The sequence below is a fragment of the Pseudomonas sp. CFBP 8771 genome (assembly GCF_014841695.1).
Taxonomy (GTDB): Bacteria; Pseudomonadota; Gammaproteobacteria; order Pseudomonadales; family Pseudomonadaceae; genus Aquipseudomonas; species Aquipseudomonas baltica.
In genome coordinates this window covers 374,181-388,567 of record NZ_JACYUJ010000001.1, presented here as the reverse complement: position 1 = coordinate 388,567, position 14,387 = coordinate 374,181, and the positions used below count along the sequence as shown (strand labels likewise).

Below are 14,387 nucleotides of genomic sequence, written 5' to 3'. Positions count from 1 at the left end.
ATGAATCATGGCCATATGTCCATTTGCGGAACAACGCCCGATCAGCGGTTCGAGCGGAAGTTACACGGGCGGGGTCTTCAAGATCGTCCATCACACCACGGAAGGTGGTAGCGCGGACGGCGCTTTCGCGGCCTTCAAGAACAATCGTTCCGATCCGCACTTCACGGTGGACGCCAGCAAGGTCTACCAGCATATCGATACCGACACCGCGGCCCGCTCGCTGCGCAATGCTCCCGGCGGGGCTCAGACCAATCGCGACCGAGCTCTGCAGATCGAGTTGGTTGGATTCGCCGGCAAGGCCAAAAACAAAGCAGCGCTGAAAAACCTTGCTCGCCTGTGCCGCTGGCTTGAGCAGATCCACGCTGTGCCATTAGTCTGGCCAGCCGGGCCGCCCAAGCCTTCGCGGGATGGCAAAGACCCGGGCGGCCATTTGCGCAGTACCATGAACTGGGCCGAGGGTGGGCATTTCGGGCATTGTCACGTCCCAGAAAATACCCATTGGGACCCGGCCTATACCAGGTTGGAAGTCAACTACCTGATGGCTGCAACGTTCGACAGCGCTGGCAAATTGACCAATGCCCAACACCCTGCCGTTCTCGAGCTGGAAAACCAGCCAATGGCAGTCGACGGCGATGCGACCTTCGACATCATCACCGATCACGCCGATGTGGGCGAGGCAGCGGCCACCCATGTCGAGCCTCTGAGCGTCGAGATGACTGGGCAACCTGAGTCTGTGTCTCGCCCACTCCTGCCAGGCATGGGCCTGTGCCTGTCCGGCGGCGGCTACCGCGCCATGCTGTTTCACGTCGGCAGTCTATGGCGGCTGTATGAAGCCGGATTGCTCTTCTCGGTCGAGCGTATTTCGAGTGTCTCGGGAGGGTCGATCACGAATGCGGTGCTGGCGCTTGCATGGAAAAATCTACCCTTCAATGGCGCAACTGGGCCGTTTGACACGCTCGTCGTCACCCCGATACGTGCGTTGGCGCGGCGAACACTCGATGCCGAGGCCCTCATAGGGGGCATTCTGCTTCCCGGAAGCATCGCGGATCGCGTGGCCGACGCGTACGACGAGCACCTGTTCAAAGGTGCCAAGCTGCGCGATTTGCCGAACGCGCCGCGCTTCATTTTCAATGCCACCAACCTGCAGTCCGGTGCCCTGTGGCGGTTTTCCAAACCCTATATGGGAGACTACCGCGTGGGCCGTATCGAAAACCCCGATTTTTCAGTCGCGCGCGCGGTGGCGGCGTCTTCTGCATTCCCCCCCATCCTTTCGCCCATGTCGATCGAACTGCATCCAGCCTCCTTCAAAATCGACTCGGGCGAGGACCTGCAACGGCCTCCGTTTACTTCGGTCGTTGCATTGGCGGACGGTGGCATATACGACAACCTGGCGCTCGAGACCGTGTGGAAACGGTATCGGACGGTGCTTGTCAGCGATGCCGGCGCCAAGATCAAACCCGAAGAAGAACCCAAACGTGATTGGCCACGCCATGCCTACCGGGTGCTCGACCTGGTCGACAATCAGGTACGCAGCCTGCGCAAACGCACGCTGATAGCGAGTTACCAGGCAAAACCCGATGACGCTGGCAAGCGCTCAGGCGCTTATTGGGGGATCGGTACTGACTACGCCTCCTATACCCATCGCGCGCTCAACCTCAGCTGCCCGCTGCATAGAACTCAGGAGCTGGCCACCACAGCGACGCGCTTGAAACGCATGGACGACGAACTCCAGGAGCGCTTGATCAACTGGGGTTATGCAGTGACCGACGCTGCGCTGCGCACTCACTTCGATCCCGAGTTGAGCAAACCTGCCGCGTTTCCCTATCCGGATAGCGGAGTTTGACAACAGTCGGCACCGGTTGAAAAACCACTGGTTCTACAGCGGTGTTCGTGCAGCCCTACACGACCATAGCCCCGCCGGTTACAAGGGCTATCGACCACGTGAGGAGACCATCATGACAGCCCCGCCTGAACGCGAAGACTCCGACTTGAAAGTTGCCCAGATCGAAAGATTGCGCGCCGAGACAGACAAGTTCAAGGCTGAAAGAAAAAAGCTCGAAGACGAAACCGCAGCCGCTCCAAGGAGGAACAAAGGTGCCTATTGGTCTGAAGCGGCCAAGATGTGCGGGGTGATCGTTTTGGGCGTTGGGGGAGTCATCACGGCGGTTGGCAGTTTGCTTGTGGCGCAAAACCAGGTGGAGCTTTCTTTATATCGAAAGGATGGCCCATCAAACTTAGCGCCGAGCTCGCGAAATCAACGCTCACCAGCCCACCGCTGGAACTCTGGCTTTCCGATGCCTGCAAGAAGTTGCCGTTGGTCTATTGAGCACAAGAGGCTTCGTACGAGACGGTCAACACCCTACGACTTCGATAATGCCCTGTCTCTCTTGAGGGTTGACACGGAGTAGTCGAACCCCCAATCAAGTGGCCGCTATCCGGGAGCCCGGACCAAAAGGATCAATCAAGTGAAATCATTGGCGTGGCGTAAAACCTGGCTCATTGGCGCTTGGCTGCTGTTGAACACTTCTCTAGCAGCAGGGATAGAGTACTCAACTTATCTATTACCGCTGTCTGAATTAATGGGATACCTAAATAAGTACAGCAAGGACGGCTGGAAGCTCAAAAATATCAATACATGGACTGAAGGCTGCCCCAACAACCAGAAGATTTGTTTTGTCGTCATTATGGAGAAAGAGTGAGTTCATACTTTAACCATGGATGTTCGCCTGTACGTCACGGGCTGAATATTTTACTGACAGCCTCGCTTGCAACTTTTCTGCCCAGCTCACTCTGACGTGCATTGATGCGTTTCCGCCAGACGCCTATCATGAGCATTCACTCATATTGCCCACCTGTGCATCAGTCATGAGCCTGCCATGAAAGACCTGCCACCAACCGCCAGCCTGCGCGCCTTCGAAGTGGCAACGCGGCATGCCACCTTCACCTCGGCCTCCGAAGAACTGCATGTAACCCAAAGCGCTGTCAGCCATCAGCTCAGGCACTTGGAGGATCTGTGGGGGTTGAAGCTGTTCGAACGGGGCAAGTCGCTCACCCTGACACCCGCCGGAGCGGCTCTGGCACCCATCGTCCGTGGTTTTTTCGCGGACCTGGAGGCGATGCTCGCCGAACTGAGGGAGCATAAGGGAAGAGTGCGGCTCAAGGTCAGTACCACCTACTCTTACGCACTGAAGTGGCTGCTGCCGCGATTGCCGAGTCTGGCCCAGCAGCACCCGGACATATTGGTGACGCTGGACACCACCGATACGGCAATCAAGTTCTCCGGCACCGACCCTGACGTTGCGATCCGCCTGGGCACCGGTAACTACCCCGGCCTTTATTCCGAGTTTCTGTTCCGTGAACATATCTTCCCCGTCGCCAGCCCTGCCTTGCTCGCGCGCTTCGGGCTGCCGCAGCACCCTGGCGAGCTGCTGCGCTACCCGCTGCTGACCCGTGACGGAAACGATCTGGTACCACGGTGGGAAGTGTGGTTCCAGCACGTCGGCCTGAGCATTTCCACGCTCAAGGAAAATGTCCGGTTCGCCGACACCAACATGACCGTTGACGCTGCCCTGCTGGGACAAGGCATCGCTCTGGTTCGCAGCGGCCACGTCGAGTCACAGATCGCCGATGGCAGTCTCGTCAGGCTCTTCGAGGTGCCATTCCCCTCGCCGGTGGCGTACTACTTCGTCTGCCCGAAAGGTATCGAAACCCAACCCCATGTAGTTTCATTCCGGCAATGGTTGAGCGAGCAGTCAACGCAAGCACAACTGGCCTACGATCGTGATGTCCCATGAGGTTTTGCTCATGACGCAATGAGCAGACTTCTCTGTTACATCCACTGATGGGCGGCCTAACATGGCGCATGCCTATCTCTATCATCTCCCTCGTACTGTTCGCCGCCCTGCTGCATGCCGGTTGGAACGCGCTGTTGCGCGGCGGCGAGGACCGACTGTGGTCCATGACCGTCATGTGCCTGGCAGTGGCGGTCACCTGCATCGCCCTGGCGTTGTTCATGGTCGCGCCAGCCCAGGCAAGTTGGCCGTATGCGGTGCTGTCGGGCGTGCTGCATGTGGGCTACAACCTGTTCCTGGTGCGCAGCTACCGGGCGGGCGATCTTGGCCAGACCTATCCGGTAGCACGCGGCTCGTCGCCGATTCTGATCACCCTCGGCGCAGCCCTGTTCGCCGGGGAACAGATCCAGGCCAGTGCCCTGTTGGGCATTTTTCTGGTCTCGGGCGGGATCATCCTGCTGGCGTTCAGCAAGGGCAAACTCGCTGTGCCTAGCCTGCCCTACGCCTTGGGCACAGGCGCCTTCATCGCGGCCTACAGCGTCACCGATGGCATCGGCGCGCGCCTGTCTGGCGCGCCCATGGCCTATACCGTCTGGATGTGTGCACTGTGGGGTGTGCTGATGCCAGCGGTGTATATCGCACGTCGTGGCGCGCGCAGCCTGTTCGCCTGGCGGCCTGGAATGGCGACTGCTGCAGCCGGCGGGCTGGTCTCGCTGCTGGCCTACGGTATCGTCATTTATGCCATGACCGATGCTCCCATGGGCATGGTCTCGGCACTGCGTGAAACCAGCGTGCTGTTTGCCGCGTTGATCGGTTATTTTTTCCTCGGTGAAAGCCTGACCGTGCGCAAGGTGCTGGCGTGTACGGTGATCGCGTTGGGTACGGTGATCATCGGCTGAGCGCGCCAGGTCAGCGCCCCTGTGCAGGCCCCTCGAATGGCAACAACTCCACCACCCAATCGATGAACACCCGCAACTTCAAACTGATGTGTCGGTTGGACGGATAGGCGATGTACATCGGCATGGTATCGAGCTGCCAGTCCTGGAACAGCGGAACGAGCTCGCCGCGGGCCAGTCCCGCCCTGGCCATGTACCCCGGTAGCCACAACACCCCCATTCCGGCCAGACCGGCAGCCAGGTAGGCATTGCCGTCGTCGACCGAAAGCACCGGCTGGCCGCGCACCGTGATGCTCTCGGCGGCACGGTGCAGGGTGTAGGCCAGCGCCCTGCCCGTGCGCGCCCAGAGGAAACCGATCACACGGTGCTGCGTGGCGTCGAGTTCGCTGGGATGTTGCGGCGTGCCGAGCCGGTGCAAATAACCAGGTGAGGCATAGACCCCCAGTTGCAGATCACCCAGGCGACGCGCCATCAGCGATTGATCGGTCAGCTCACCGCCGCGCACGACGCAGTCGACGTTCTCGCCGATGATATCGACCATGCGGTCGCTGACGCCCATGTCGATCTGGATATCCGGATAGCGCCGATGAAAGTCGGGCATGGCCGGCATCAGCACATGGCTGGCGAACGGGCTCGGTACGTCTACCCGCAGCCTGCCGCGCGGCGCGATCGCGGCGCTGGAAAGGCCGGTTTCGGCATCGTCCAGATCGGCCAGCAGGCCTATCGCCCGCTCGTAGTAGACGGCACCGTCGGCGGTGACGTTGACCCTGCGCGTGGTGCGGTTCAGCAGCTTCACCCTCAGGCGCGCTTCGAGCTGCTGCACCAACTGGGTCACGGTGGTCTTGCTCATGTGCAAGGTCTGCGCCGCGCGGGTGAAGCTACCCGTCTCCACCACTCGCGCGAAGGCCTGCATGGCATCGAAACGGTCCATCGGCACCTCGTCTTGACTGGCCATTGTTTGGAAAACCCAAACAGTCCTGGTCAGACTTGCCCGTTTATGCAGCCCTGGCAAGCCTCTACCGTGGCTGCACGATAGATGACGGGTCACCCGGCCCCAGGAGGCAATCCCATGACCCAGCGTGACGTCGTTTTTCCAGTCGGCCGCCAGGCGCTTTATGAGCGCAACCGCTACTCCCCCGCCGTTCGCAGCAATGGCCTGCTGTTCGTGTCTGGCCAGGTCGGCAGCCGCGAGGACGGCTCGCCCGAGCCCGACTTGCGGGACCAGGTGCGCCTGGCATTCAAAAATCTCAACGCCGTGCTGCTGGCAGCCGACTGCACATTCGATGACGTGGTGGACGTCACGGTGTTCATCGTCGATCCGCAGTCCCGATTCGAGACCATCTGGGAAGTGGTGCCCGAATACTGGGGACAAGCCCCTTTCCCCAACATCACCTGCGTGGGCGTTACCTGGTTGTATGGGTTCGATTTCGAGATCAAGGTGATAGCGAAGCTGCCGCCGCAAAGCTAAGTCGCTCGAAAACTCCACACGATTTCCACGACATGCTCGCAGATGACCAGACAGTTCAGGCACAGTGCGGTCGGGTCTGGTCTACCATGGGACGGGCGAACACAATGCGCCAGTCGCGAAGCGTGCATCCGCCCACTCATTCGCCCAAGAGCCCAGCATGCTGATTTCCGCAGTCCTCAACGGCCAGCCCTTGCTGCTGGCAGAGCACCCCGAGCCGATGCTGCCGTGGTGGAGCTTCACCAAAACGGTGCTTGCCGCCACCGCACTGACCCTGGTCCGTGACGGGAGGCTGGACCTGGACGAGCCGTTGACGGGCCACGACTACACGTTGCGCCACCTGCTGCGGCATGAGGCGGGATTGGCGGACTATGCCGAGCTGGCCGAATACCATACCGCCGTCGCCAACCGTGAGCCGGCCTGGTCGGCGCAAGAGATGCTGCAGCGCTTGCAGGCCGATCGGCTTCGCTACAGCCCTGGCGCGGGCTGGCGTTATTCCAACGTCGGCTACCTGCTGGTGGCCAGGCTGATCGAACGCACCACCGACCTGCCGCTGGCCGATGCACTGCACGCGCGCGTGCTGTTGCCATTGGGCATCGCCAACGTGCGTTTCGCCATCGATCGCGCCGATCTGCAGCAAGCCTGCACCGGCCTCGCCACGTACGACCCAGGTTGGGTGTATCACGGCTTGCTGATCGGCCCGCTGTCACAGGCCGTACTGCTGCTTGACCGTCTGTTCAGCGAACACCTGCTGCCTGGCGACTTGCTGCAGGCGATGCAGGAAACGCACACCCTGGGCGGCCCGATTGCCGGCAGACCCTGGAGGGCACCGGGCTATGCATTGGGGCTGATGCGCGGTCCGGTGGAAGGCGGTGTGGTGTTGGCAGGGCATACCGGCTGCGGGCCCGGCAGCGTCGTCGCGGTGTACCGAGGCTGCCTGGGTGACGTCTGCGCCAGTTATGCAGCGTTCGCCCAGGACACCAGCGAAGGCGCTGTCGAGGCCTGCGTCGTCGAGCACATCTGCCGCCATCTCAACGGCTGAAGCGCGCTCGATCGACGCTCGGCGGCCACTCAGCCCTTCAGACCTCTTCGTCCTGAAAGGCCTCTTCGCGCTTCTTGCGAAACGCTGGCAGCACCATCATCACCAGCAGAATGGCGGACGCGGCGAAGAGCACGGCACTGATGGGGCGCTCGATCAACACGACGGGGTCACCCTGAGAGATCAACAGCGCGCGGCGCAGGTTGGTCTCCAGCAGCGGCCCCAGTACGAAGCCGAGCAACAGCGGCCCGGGCTCGCACTTGGCCTTGCGAAACAGATACCCCAGCAGGCCGAAGATGATCACCAGGGCCACGTCGAAACCTCGGTTGTTCACGCTGTACACGCCGACGCAGCAGAACAGCAGGATGGCCGGAAACAACAGACGGTACGGTACCCGCAGCAAACGCACCCAAAGGCCGATCAATGGCAGGTTGATGACCAACAGCATGACGTTGCCGATCCACATGCTGGCGATCAGCCCCCAGAACAGTGCCGGTTGGTTGGTGATGACCGACGGGCCGGGGGTAATGCCGTGGATCATCATGGCCCCGAGCATCATTGCCATGATCGAGTTGGACGGAATGCCCAGGGTCAGCAGCGGAATGAACGAAGACTGCGCGCCGGCGTTGTTGGCGGCTTCCGGTGCAGCCACCCCTTCGACCAGGCCTGTGCCGAACTTCTCCGGGGTCTTCGACATCTTCTTTTCCAGGGAATAGGCACTGAAGGCGCTCAACGTTGCACCGCCGCCCGGCAGTACACCGAGAAACGTCCCCAGCGCCGTGCCCCGCAACGTGGCCGGCCAGGCCCGGCGGAAATCCTCACGGGTGGGCCACAGGCGCGTGATCTTGCCGGCCAGTGAGGTCTTGGCCTCGCCGGACTCCAGGTTGACTGCGATCTCGGCGATGCCGAACAGGCCGACCGCGATAACCACGAAATCGATACCGTCGTACAGGTCGGTGCTGCCGAACGTCAGCCGGGTCGAACCGCTGCTCACGTCGATGCCGATCATGCCCAGCAGCAGGCCGATGCAGACCATGCCGACGGCCTTGATCACCGAGCCGCTGGCCAGGATGGTCGCAGCCAATAACCCGAACACGGTCAACGCTACATATTCGGCAGGGCCGAACGACAGCGCGAACTTCGACAGCAGCGGCCCTGCAACGGCCAGGGCCACGGTCGCCACGGTCCCGGCGAAGAACGACGCCAGCGCTGCGGTGGCCAGTGCCGCGCCAGCCCTTCCCTGCTTGGCCATGGCATGGCCGTCCAGCGCCGTGACGACCGCCGAGGCTTCACCCGGCAAGTTGACCAGAATGGCTGTGGTCGATCCCCCGTATTGAGCGCCGTAGAAAATCCCTGCCAGCATGATCAGCGCGGCCAGCGGCGGCAGGAAGTAGGTGATCGGCAGCAGGATCGCCACGGTCGCCGTCGGGCCGATGCCCGGCAGGACGCCGATCAAGGTACCGAGCAGCGCACCGATCAGGCAGAACGCCAGGTTGGTCGGGCTCAACGCTTCGGAAAAGCCTAGGTACAGCGCGTCGAACATGTCCATCAGAAGGGCCCCACCGGCATTTGGACGTCGAGTCCGTAGATGAATACGAGCAGCCCGAACAGGGTCAGCACGGTACTGGAGATGAGCACCTCGCGGACCCGCCACGCTTTGTCGGCCATGCTGCCGAAGATGATCAACCCTGCCGCGGCGATGACGAACCCGGCCAGCTCGGCGGCCAGGGCGAACCCGCCCACCGCTGCCAGCAGGATCAACAGCGGTCGCAGCTTGACCGGGTCGATCGACTCCACCTGTTTGAACAATCCCATGAGCCCCACGACCAAGCCGAGGATGATGATCAGCGAGCCGATCATCAGCGGCATGAACCCGGGCCCCATCATGGCAGCGCTGCCGGCCGGCAGGTCGCGCGTGGACCACAGCACCAGCCCGCCGAGGCCGATGAAGATCGCGCTGGCCAGCAGATCGGGGCGGTTGCCCCGTGCGGTCAAGCTCATTTCACCCATGGCGACGCGCTCCAGAGCTGCTGGAAACGCTCCGTCTGCGCGGGCATCTGGGCCGCCCAGTCCTCACCGGAGAGGTAGGCGATCGGCAACGACAAGTCCTTGGCTTGCTTGAGAAAGGCCGGATCCTCGAGCACCTCTTTGACGGCCACGGACATGCGCGCGGCAATCTCCACCGAGACCTTGGCAGGCGCGGCAATGCCGCGCTCGGAGGTCATCACCAGGTCGACGCCCTGCTCCCTGGCCGTGGGCAGGTCGGGTTCCTGGGGCATGCGTTCGGCCGAAAACTGCGCCAGCACGCGGTACTTGGTGTCATCGCTGAGCTCGCTGATGTTCTGACCGGCCGCGCTGATGTGCCCGCCCATCAAGGCGGTGCTGGACTCCGATGCGCCACCGAAGGGAACGTGGGTCAGCTCGATGCCTGCGAGCTGGTCCAGTTGCACCATCATCAGGTGATCGTCGGTGCCCACGCCGGAGGTACCTACCGACAGCTTGCCGGGTGCAGCCTTGGCAGCCTGGATGAAATCGTTGAGGGTTTTGTAGGGCGAATCGTTGGGCACGGCGAGCACGGTGGGGTCGTCGACGATACGTGCCACCGGGCGAATGGAGTCGGCCGCATAGCCCACCTTGCGCTGCACTCGGGTGCTGAGAAAACCGGGGGTGTTGATGAACGCGAAGGTGTAGCCATCGGGCCGTGCCTTGCTCAATGCGGTGTAGGCGATTTCGCCAGCGGCACCGGGCCGATTGACGATGACGACTTTCGCCCCGAGACGTTTTTCCAGGTACGGCTGCATGGTGCGCGCCATCACGTCGGTGCTGCCACCGGGCGCATAGGCCACGAGAAATTCGATTGGACGGTCTTCCGGCCAGGCCGCGTGAGCACTGAACGAGCTCAGGGCCAAACCCACGAGCGTTGCGGACAAAACGGATTTGCAGTGATTCATGAAGTGTTCCTCTGTTGTTTTTATGTGAGGCAACAAGCGTGTTCGGGGCGTATCTGTCAGCTTTTTCGGATGATGCACGTAGGCAGGGTTTCGAATCTAGCAGAATAGAACGCCATTTTAAAAGCGATTAATGACTGGCGGACAGCCAGTGCTTCACGCAGGTGAACGCATGCATCATGCCTGACCCGGCAGCACGCAACCCTTGGCCTTGAGCGCCGCGATCACCCACGTGCGGTCATTGCTGCCCTGCGCGATCTGCTCCATCTGCTTGTGCTCGGCGGCGTACTTGGCAGCCGCCCGCGCGTACACCTGCTCGACATGCTCGAAGGGCACACACAGCAAGCCGTCCTCATCGCCGATCACCAGATCGCCGGGCTCCACCACCATGCCGTCGATGGCGATCGGAACGTTGACCTCACCGGGGCCATCCTTGTACGGCCCGCGGTGGGACACTCCGGCGGCGAATAGTGGAAAGTCGCCTGAGGCGATGTTGGCGGCATCACGAATGGCGCCATTGATGACGATCCCCGCCACGCCGCGCTTGATGGCGTAGGCGACCATCATTTCGCCGATCAGCGCATTGGTCAGGTCGCCACCGGCGTCGACCACGATCACGTCGCCCGGCTCGGCGATGTCCAGTGCGTAGTGCAGCATCAGGTTATCGCCAGGCCGCGCCTTGACCGTCAGCGCCGGTCCGGCCAGCACGCCTTGACGGTGCATGGGCCGCAGGCGGGCGCCAGCGGCGGTCATGCGATTCATCGAATCACTGACGTTGGCCACGGGAAGCTCACGGAAGCGCTCGACCCATTGCGGGCTCACGCGGCGTGAACGTTGCACAACCTGAAAACCGATGCTCATGTGACATACCTCTGCTTGGTGTTATTCGATGTCATGGATAGGTGGCGTTTTTTAGAATTGCATTTCATAAATGCCAAATCAACACCCAATTCAATCTATCCTGCAGAGGAGCAAGACTTTATTTTCAGAATTATCGTAACGTCGTTTCATTATGATAGATTCGAGTAACCGTCGAGACCTGGTCGCACACCGCGTCCCGGCTTGTACCACTCACACATAAAAACAAGGTATTCACGATGCCCCGCACCGTCTTGCTGACCGGTCCCGAACTTGCCCCCGAGGCCATGCGCCTGGCCGCCGCCGAGGGCCTCAGGATCATCGCCACCACGCCCTATCTGCCCGAGACCGAGCTGCTGGCGACCATCGCGAGCGAACAACCCGACGCAATCATCGTCCGCCAGGGCCAACTGACTCGAGCAATGATCGACGCTGCGCCCTCGCTGAAAATCATCGCCAAGCACGGCGTGGGCTATAACACCATCGACATCCAGGCGGCTGCCGAGCGAGGCATTCCCGTCACCATCGCCGCAGGGGCCAACGCGCAGTCGGTGGCCGAACATGCATTTGCCCTGATGTTCAGCGTCGCGCGGCAGACCGCCCGGCTGGACGCACGCCTGCGCGCCGGCCATTGGGACAAGTCATCGGCCAACGGCATCGAATTGTTCGGCAAAACCCTGGGGCTGATCGGCCTGGGCGCTATCGGCAGCATCCTGATGGACCTGGTGGCGCCGCTACGGATGCGCGTCAAGGTCTACGACCCCTACCTGCGCGAGCTGCCGCAGCGGACCCATGTCGAGCGCGAAGAAAACCTTGACCAGCTGTTGGCCGACAGCGATGTGATCAGCCTTCATTGCCCGCTTACCGACAGCAACCACCACCTGATCGGTGCGGTGCAACTGGCGCGCATGCGCCCGGGCAGCGTGCTGATCAACACCGCGCGCGGCGAGCTGGTGGATACCCAGGCGTTGGTGGAGGCATTGAAACAAGGGCGGATCGCCGGTGCCGGGCTGGACACGTTCAGCCCCGAGCCGCCGCCTGCGGACAGCGCGCTATGGGACCTGCCGACGCTGGTCGCCACGCCCCACGTCGGCGCCAACACCAGCGAAGCACGCGACCGGGTGGGCCTGGTGGCGCTGCAGCAGATTCTGGCCGTCTGGAACGGTGCGCAGCTGGACCCACGCTGCGTGGTCAACCGCCACCTGCTGGGCCATTGATCGTCGTCGGGCGCTGCCGATGAAGGGCGGCCCTGCGGGGAACGCTATTGGGCGGCGGTTGGCTCAGCGCTGGATGCCTGCTCGTCCGCCGGCTTGAAACCCAGGCTGCGCATGAGGTCGCGCGCGGTGTCGAACAGCAGCGCCCAGTGGCTTTCAGCCGCTTCTTCGGTCAGGCGGCTGGCAGGTCCGGAGATCACCAGCGCGCCCATCAGCTCGCGCTGCGCGCCATACACCGGCAAGGCAATCGACGCGGCGTGTGGGTCGGTAGCGCCTTTGGAGAAATAGGGTTTGTCCAGCGACGTGCCGATCTGTACCGGCACGCGCAATGCCTGTGCTCCCGCCGCTTCGTCCATCGGGCGCATGTCGCCGGGCTGCAGGTTGAGCCTGAGCCGATGCGCCGAGTTCACCCGGAACTGGCACATTCGGTAGGCACCGTGGCGCACGTAGAACGAGGCGGTCTCGCCGGTTTGTTCAGCCAACAGGTGCAGCCGGGGCATCACGTGGCGCTCCAGGTCCAGCGCCTCTTGATACACCGCGTTCAGCCGCATGACTTCGCTGGCGAGCTGATAGCGTCCGTCGGCCATGCGGGTGATGTAGCCATGGTCTTCCAGCGAAACCATCAGCCGCATGATGGTGCTTTTGATCAGCCCGGTACGGTTCACCAACTCGACCAGACTCAGCGCCGTGTCGCCGATGGCGAACGCGGAAAGCACCGTGAGCACCCGATCGGCCGAAGCGACTCCATTTACCGCCGGACGCGGGCGCGCTTTTACCATCAGACAATCCTCAGTGGCGATCCCCCGACCAAGCTGGCGGGGCTGCGCGTCATTATCCGACAACCACCGTATGGCCGCTACAACTGAGCGCTGCGCATTTCGCCGCTGACACAATTCCTTAACCGCCTTGCCTGTAGGGTACCCCTGCAGCCACCGGGACTCACCTCAAGGTGGCTGTGGTGACATGCCGTCTGCATCTGTGCAGTAGCAGCGAATCAGACATTAATCCCCTCAACAAGGAGAGACACCATGAGCACCACTACCCCAGCAGCAAGCACCAGCAGCGCCGACGCAGCGATCGAGAAAATGACCGCTGCCTTCGACTCGGCCATCGAGAAATCGGCCAAGGTGACTGAGATCACCACCGAGAAGAAGTCCGAGCTCGACGCCGCCAAGCAGCGTCCGCAGAACTGATTCGCTGGCGGGTGGCGTGCTGCGCCACCCGCCCGTTCTTGTCGACGCCGAGTGATGAATGCCTGTGATTGCTGCACACCGCTCCCTGCCATTGACTGCCCACACCGTTCTTCCCGAGCTCAACGTACTGAGCGGCCCCCATGCCGGTGCGGTCGTTGCGCTTGAAAGCAGTGTCTGTCGCATCGGCGCCCATGAAGACTGCGACATCGTCCTGCGCGACCCCCAGATCCATGCAACCCACCTCACCGTGCATGTGCATCGGCGCTTCCTGGCGATCGAGGCCACCGGCGGCGATGTCATGGTGGGCGATGTGCGCGTTGCCCAGGGCCACGGCTACCGCTGCAGCCTGCCGGTGCAACTGAGCGTTGGCCACACCGCCCTGCGCCTCTCGCATCCACCCGGCAGCGAACCACCGCGCTCGGCAGCAACCGCTCGCTGGGCGCTGCTCGCCATGGCGTGCCTGCTGATCGTTGTCGGCTACCTGTGGCGGCCATGGACCGAAGCAGCCCCAGCGCTGGCCGTCGACGGCGCTGCGCCGACTGCCGAAGCCCGGCCTGCAATCGCCAGCGCACAGCCTCAGGCACTGGCTGCGCTGCGCGAGCGTCTGGATCAAGCCGGCCTGCAACCGTTATCCATCGACACCCAGGGCAACACGCTGCGGGTCAGTGGCCTGGTCGACAGTGATCAGCGCACCCGCTGGATCGAGGTACAGAGTTGGTATGACCGCACCTGGGGCAATGCGCCGGTGCTGCGCAACGACGTGCTGCCAGCACCGCCGCTGGTGCCGCCGCGGGTGCATTTCCAGGCGGTCTGGCTGGGCCCGCAACCCTATGTGCTAGGCGAGCGCGGCGAACGCCTCTACCCCGGTGCGGCGCTGGCCGATGGCTGGGTTCTGCAGCGTATCGAACATGATCGGCTGATTCTTGCCCGCCAGGGCAAGGAATTCGAGTTGACCCTATGAATCTGCGGGCCAGGCGGGAGCC

The 14,387-nt window shown here is 62.4% G+C and carries 16 protein-coding genes; 10 read left to right on the top strand and 6 right to left on the bottom strand.

What is annotated here, in order from left to right; all coding sequences use genetic code 11:
- The first annotated feature begins 7 nt into the window (after positions 1-7).
- From IFT80_RS01765 to IFT80_RS01745, 5 genes are all read left to right on the top strand, one after another.
- Complete coding sequence (locus IFT80_RS01765; protein ID WP_192136593.1) at positions 8-1,843, top strand: patatin-like phospholipase family protein; 1,836 nt, start codon at positions 8-10, stop codon at positions 1,841-1,843.
- A gap of 112 nt (positions 1,844-1,955) precedes the next feature.
- Entirely contained in the window at positions 1,956-2,408 is a 453-nt protein-coding gene (locus tag IFT80_RS01760; RefSeq protein WP_192136592.1) for a hypothetical protein, read from the top strand.
- A gap of 57 nt (positions 2,409-2,465) precedes the next feature.
- Positions 2,466-2,699 carry a hypothetical protein gene (locus IFT80_RS01755; protein WP_192136591.1) on the top strand — a complete coding sequence of 78 codons (234 nt, stop codon included), beginning with the start codon at positions 2,466-2,468 and terminating at the stop codon, positions 2,697-2,699.
- 177 nt (positions 2,700-2,876) lie between these two features.
- Positions 2,877-3,794, top strand: a complete 918-nt coding sequence (gene gcvA, locus IFT80_RS01750; protein ID WP_192136590.1) for a transcriptional regulator GcvA — start codon at positions 2,877-2,879, stop codon at positions 3,792-3,794.
- A 68-nt stretch (positions 3,795-3,862) separates the two neighbouring features.
- Positions 3,863-4,690 carry an EamA family transporter gene (locus IFT80_RS01745; RefSeq protein WP_185793626.1) on the top strand — a complete coding sequence of 276 codons (828 nt, stop codon included), beginning with the start codon at positions 3,863-3,865 and terminating at the stop codon, positions 4,688-4,690.
- 10 nt (positions 4,691-4,700) lie between these two features.
- On the opposite strand, the gene IFT80_RS01740 is transcribed toward IFT80_RS01745, so the two are convergent.
- A complete protein-coding gene (locus IFT80_RS01740; protein WP_192136857.1) occupies positions 4,701-5,618 on the bottom strand; it encodes a LysR family transcriptional regulator in 918 nt (305 codons plus the stop codon).
- Positions 5,619-5,756: 138 nt separating this feature from the next.
- On the opposite strand from IFT80_RS01740, the gene IFT80_RS01735 reads away from it, so the two are divergent.
- The gene (locus IFT80_RS01735) at positions 5,757-6,155 is read left to right on the top strand and encodes a RidA family protein (protein ID WP_192136589.1); all 399 of its coding nucleotides are present in this window, start codon (positions 5,757-5,759) and stop codon (positions 6,153-6,155) included.
- 157 nt (positions 6,156-6,312) lie between these two features.
- On the top strand, positions 6,313-7,194 hold the full coding sequence (locus IFT80_RS01730) for a serine hydrolase domain-containing protein (RefSeq protein WP_192136588.1): 882 nt from the start codon (positions 6,313-6,315) through the stop codon (positions 7,192-7,194).
- 37 nt (positions 7,195-7,231) lie between these two features.
- Here the strand turns inward: IFT80_RS01730 and IFT80_RS01725 are convergent, their stop codons facing one another.
- From IFT80_RS01725 to IFT80_RS01710, 4 genes are all read right to left on the bottom strand, one after another.
- Positions 7,232-8,740: a tripartite tricarboxylate transporter permease gene (locus IFT80_RS01725; RefSeq protein ID WP_192102259.1), complete on the bottom strand. Its 1,509-nt coding sequence runs from the start codon at positions 8,738-8,740 to the stop codon at positions 7,232-7,234.
- The gene (locus tag IFT80_RS01720; RefSeq protein ID WP_185793630.1) at positions 8,740-9,201 is read right to left on the bottom strand and encodes a tripartite tricarboxylate transporter TctB family protein; all 462 of its coding nucleotides are present in this window, start codon (positions 9,199-9,201) and stop codon (positions 8,740-8,742) included. The genes IFT80_RS01725 and IFT80_RS01720 overlap by 1 nt, the downstream gene beginning before the upstream one ends.
- Positions 9,189-10,142 carry a tripartite tricarboxylate transporter substrate binding protein gene (locus IFT80_RS01715; protein WP_192136587.1) on the bottom strand — a complete coding sequence of 318 codons (954 nt, stop codon included), beginning with the start codon at positions 10,140-10,142 and terminating at the stop codon, positions 9,189-9,191. Before IFT80_RS01715 ends, IFT80_RS01720 begins: the two co-directional genes overlap by 13 nt.
- A 174-nt stretch (positions 10,143-10,316) precedes the next feature.
- Entirely contained in the window at positions 10,317-11,000 is a 684-nt protein-coding gene (locus tag IFT80_RS01710; RefSeq protein ID WP_185793632.1) for an RraA family protein, read from the bottom strand.
- A 236-nt stretch (positions 11,001-11,236) separates the two neighbouring features.
- Between IFT80_RS01710 and IFT80_RS01705 the strand changes: the two genes are divergently transcribed.
- Positions 11,237-12,214: a hydroxyacid dehydrogenase gene (locus tag IFT80_RS01705; RefSeq protein ID WP_192136586.1), complete on the top strand. Its 978-nt coding sequence runs from the start codon at positions 11,237-11,239 to the stop codon at positions 12,212-12,214.
- Between the two features lie 44 nt (positions 12,215-12,258).
- Here IFT80_RS01705 and IFT80_RS01700 read toward each other — a convergent pair whose 3' ends face one another.
- Complete coding sequence (locus IFT80_RS01700; protein WP_185793634.1) at positions 12,259-12,990, bottom strand: IclR family transcriptional regulator; 732 nt, start codon at positions 12,988-12,990, stop codon at positions 12,259-12,261.
- 249 nt (positions 12,991-13,239) lie between these two features.
- Between IFT80_RS01700 and IFT80_RS01695 the strand changes: the two genes are divergently transcribed.
- Together IFT80_RS01695 and IFT80_RS01690 are read left to right on the top strand one after the other, a co-directional pair.
- Entirely contained in the window at positions 13,240-13,404 is a 165-nt protein-coding gene (locus tag IFT80_RS01695; protein WP_167335519.1) for a hypothetical protein, read from the top strand.
- A gap of 58 nt (positions 13,405-13,462) precedes the next feature.
- The gene (locus IFT80_RS01690; RefSeq protein WP_192136585.1) at positions 13,463-14,365 is read left to right on the top strand and encodes a SctD/MshK family protein; all 903 of its coding nucleotides are present in this window, start codon (positions 13,463-13,465) and stop codon (positions 14,363-14,365) included.
- Positions 14,366-14,387: the final 22 nt, after the last annotated feature.

Bases quoted from the DNA above. Each gene is read 5' to 3' on its own strand.
- IFT80_RS01740 (WP_192136857.1), bottom strand. From the start codon at position 5,618: ATGGACCGTTTCGATGCCATGCAGGCCTTCGCGCGAGTGGTGGAGACG.
- IFT80_RS01745 (WP_185793626.1), top strand. From the start codon at position 3,863: ATGCCTATCTCTATCATCTCCCTCGTACTGTTCGCCGCCCTGCTGCAT.
- IFT80_RS01730 (WP_192136588.1), top strand. From the start codon at position 6,313: ATGCTGATTTCCGCAGTCCTCAACGGCCAGCCCTTGCTGCTGGCAGAG.
- IFT80_RS01735 (WP_192136589.1), top strand. From the start codon at position 5,757: ATGACCCAGCGTGACGTCGTTTTTCCAGTCGGCCGCCAGGCGCTTTAT.
- IFT80_RS01710 (WP_185793632.1), bottom strand. From the start codon at position 11,000: ATGAGCATCGGTTTTCAGGTTGTGCAACGTTCACGCCGCGTGAGCCCG.
- IFT80_RS01760 (WP_192136592.1), top strand. From the start codon at position 1,956: ATGACAGCCCCGCCTGAACGCGAAGACTCCGACTTGAAAGTTGCCCAG.
- IFT80_RS01725 (WP_192102259.1), bottom strand. From the start codon at position 8,740: ATGGACATGTTCGACGCGCTGTACCTAGGCTTTTCCGAAGCGTTGAGC.
- IFT80_RS01705 (WP_192136586.1), top strand. From the start codon at position 11,237: ATGCCCCGCACCGTCTTGCTGACCGGTCCCGAACTTGCCCCCGAGGCC.
- IFT80_RS01715 (WP_192136587.1), bottom strand. From the start codon at position 10,142: ATGAATCACTGCAAATCCGTTTTGTCCGCAACGCTCGTGGGTTTGGCC.
- IFT80_RS01765 (WP_192136593.1), top strand. From the start codon at position 8: ATGGCCATATGTCCATTTGCGGAACAACGCCCGATCAGCGGTTCGAGC.
- IFT80_RS01695 (WP_167335519.1), top strand. From the start codon at position 13,240: ATGAGCACCACTACCCCAGCAGCAAGCACCAGCAGCGCCGACGCAGCG.
- IFT80_RS01690 (WP_192136585.1), top strand. From the start codon at position 13,463: ATGCCTGTGATTGCTGCACACCGCTCCCTGCCATTGACTGCCCACACC.
- gcvA (WP_192136590.1), top strand. From the start codon at position 2,877: ATGAAAGACCTGCCACCAACCGCCAGCCTGCGCGCCTTCGAAGTGGCA.
- IFT80_RS01720 (WP_185793630.1), bottom strand. From the start codon at position 9,201: ATGGGTGAAATGAGCTTGACCGCACGGGGCAACCGCCCCGATCTGCTG.
- IFT80_RS01700 (WP_185793634.1), bottom strand. From the start codon at position 12,990: ATGGTAAAAGCGCGCCCGCGTCCGGCGGTAAATGGAGTCGCTTCGGCC.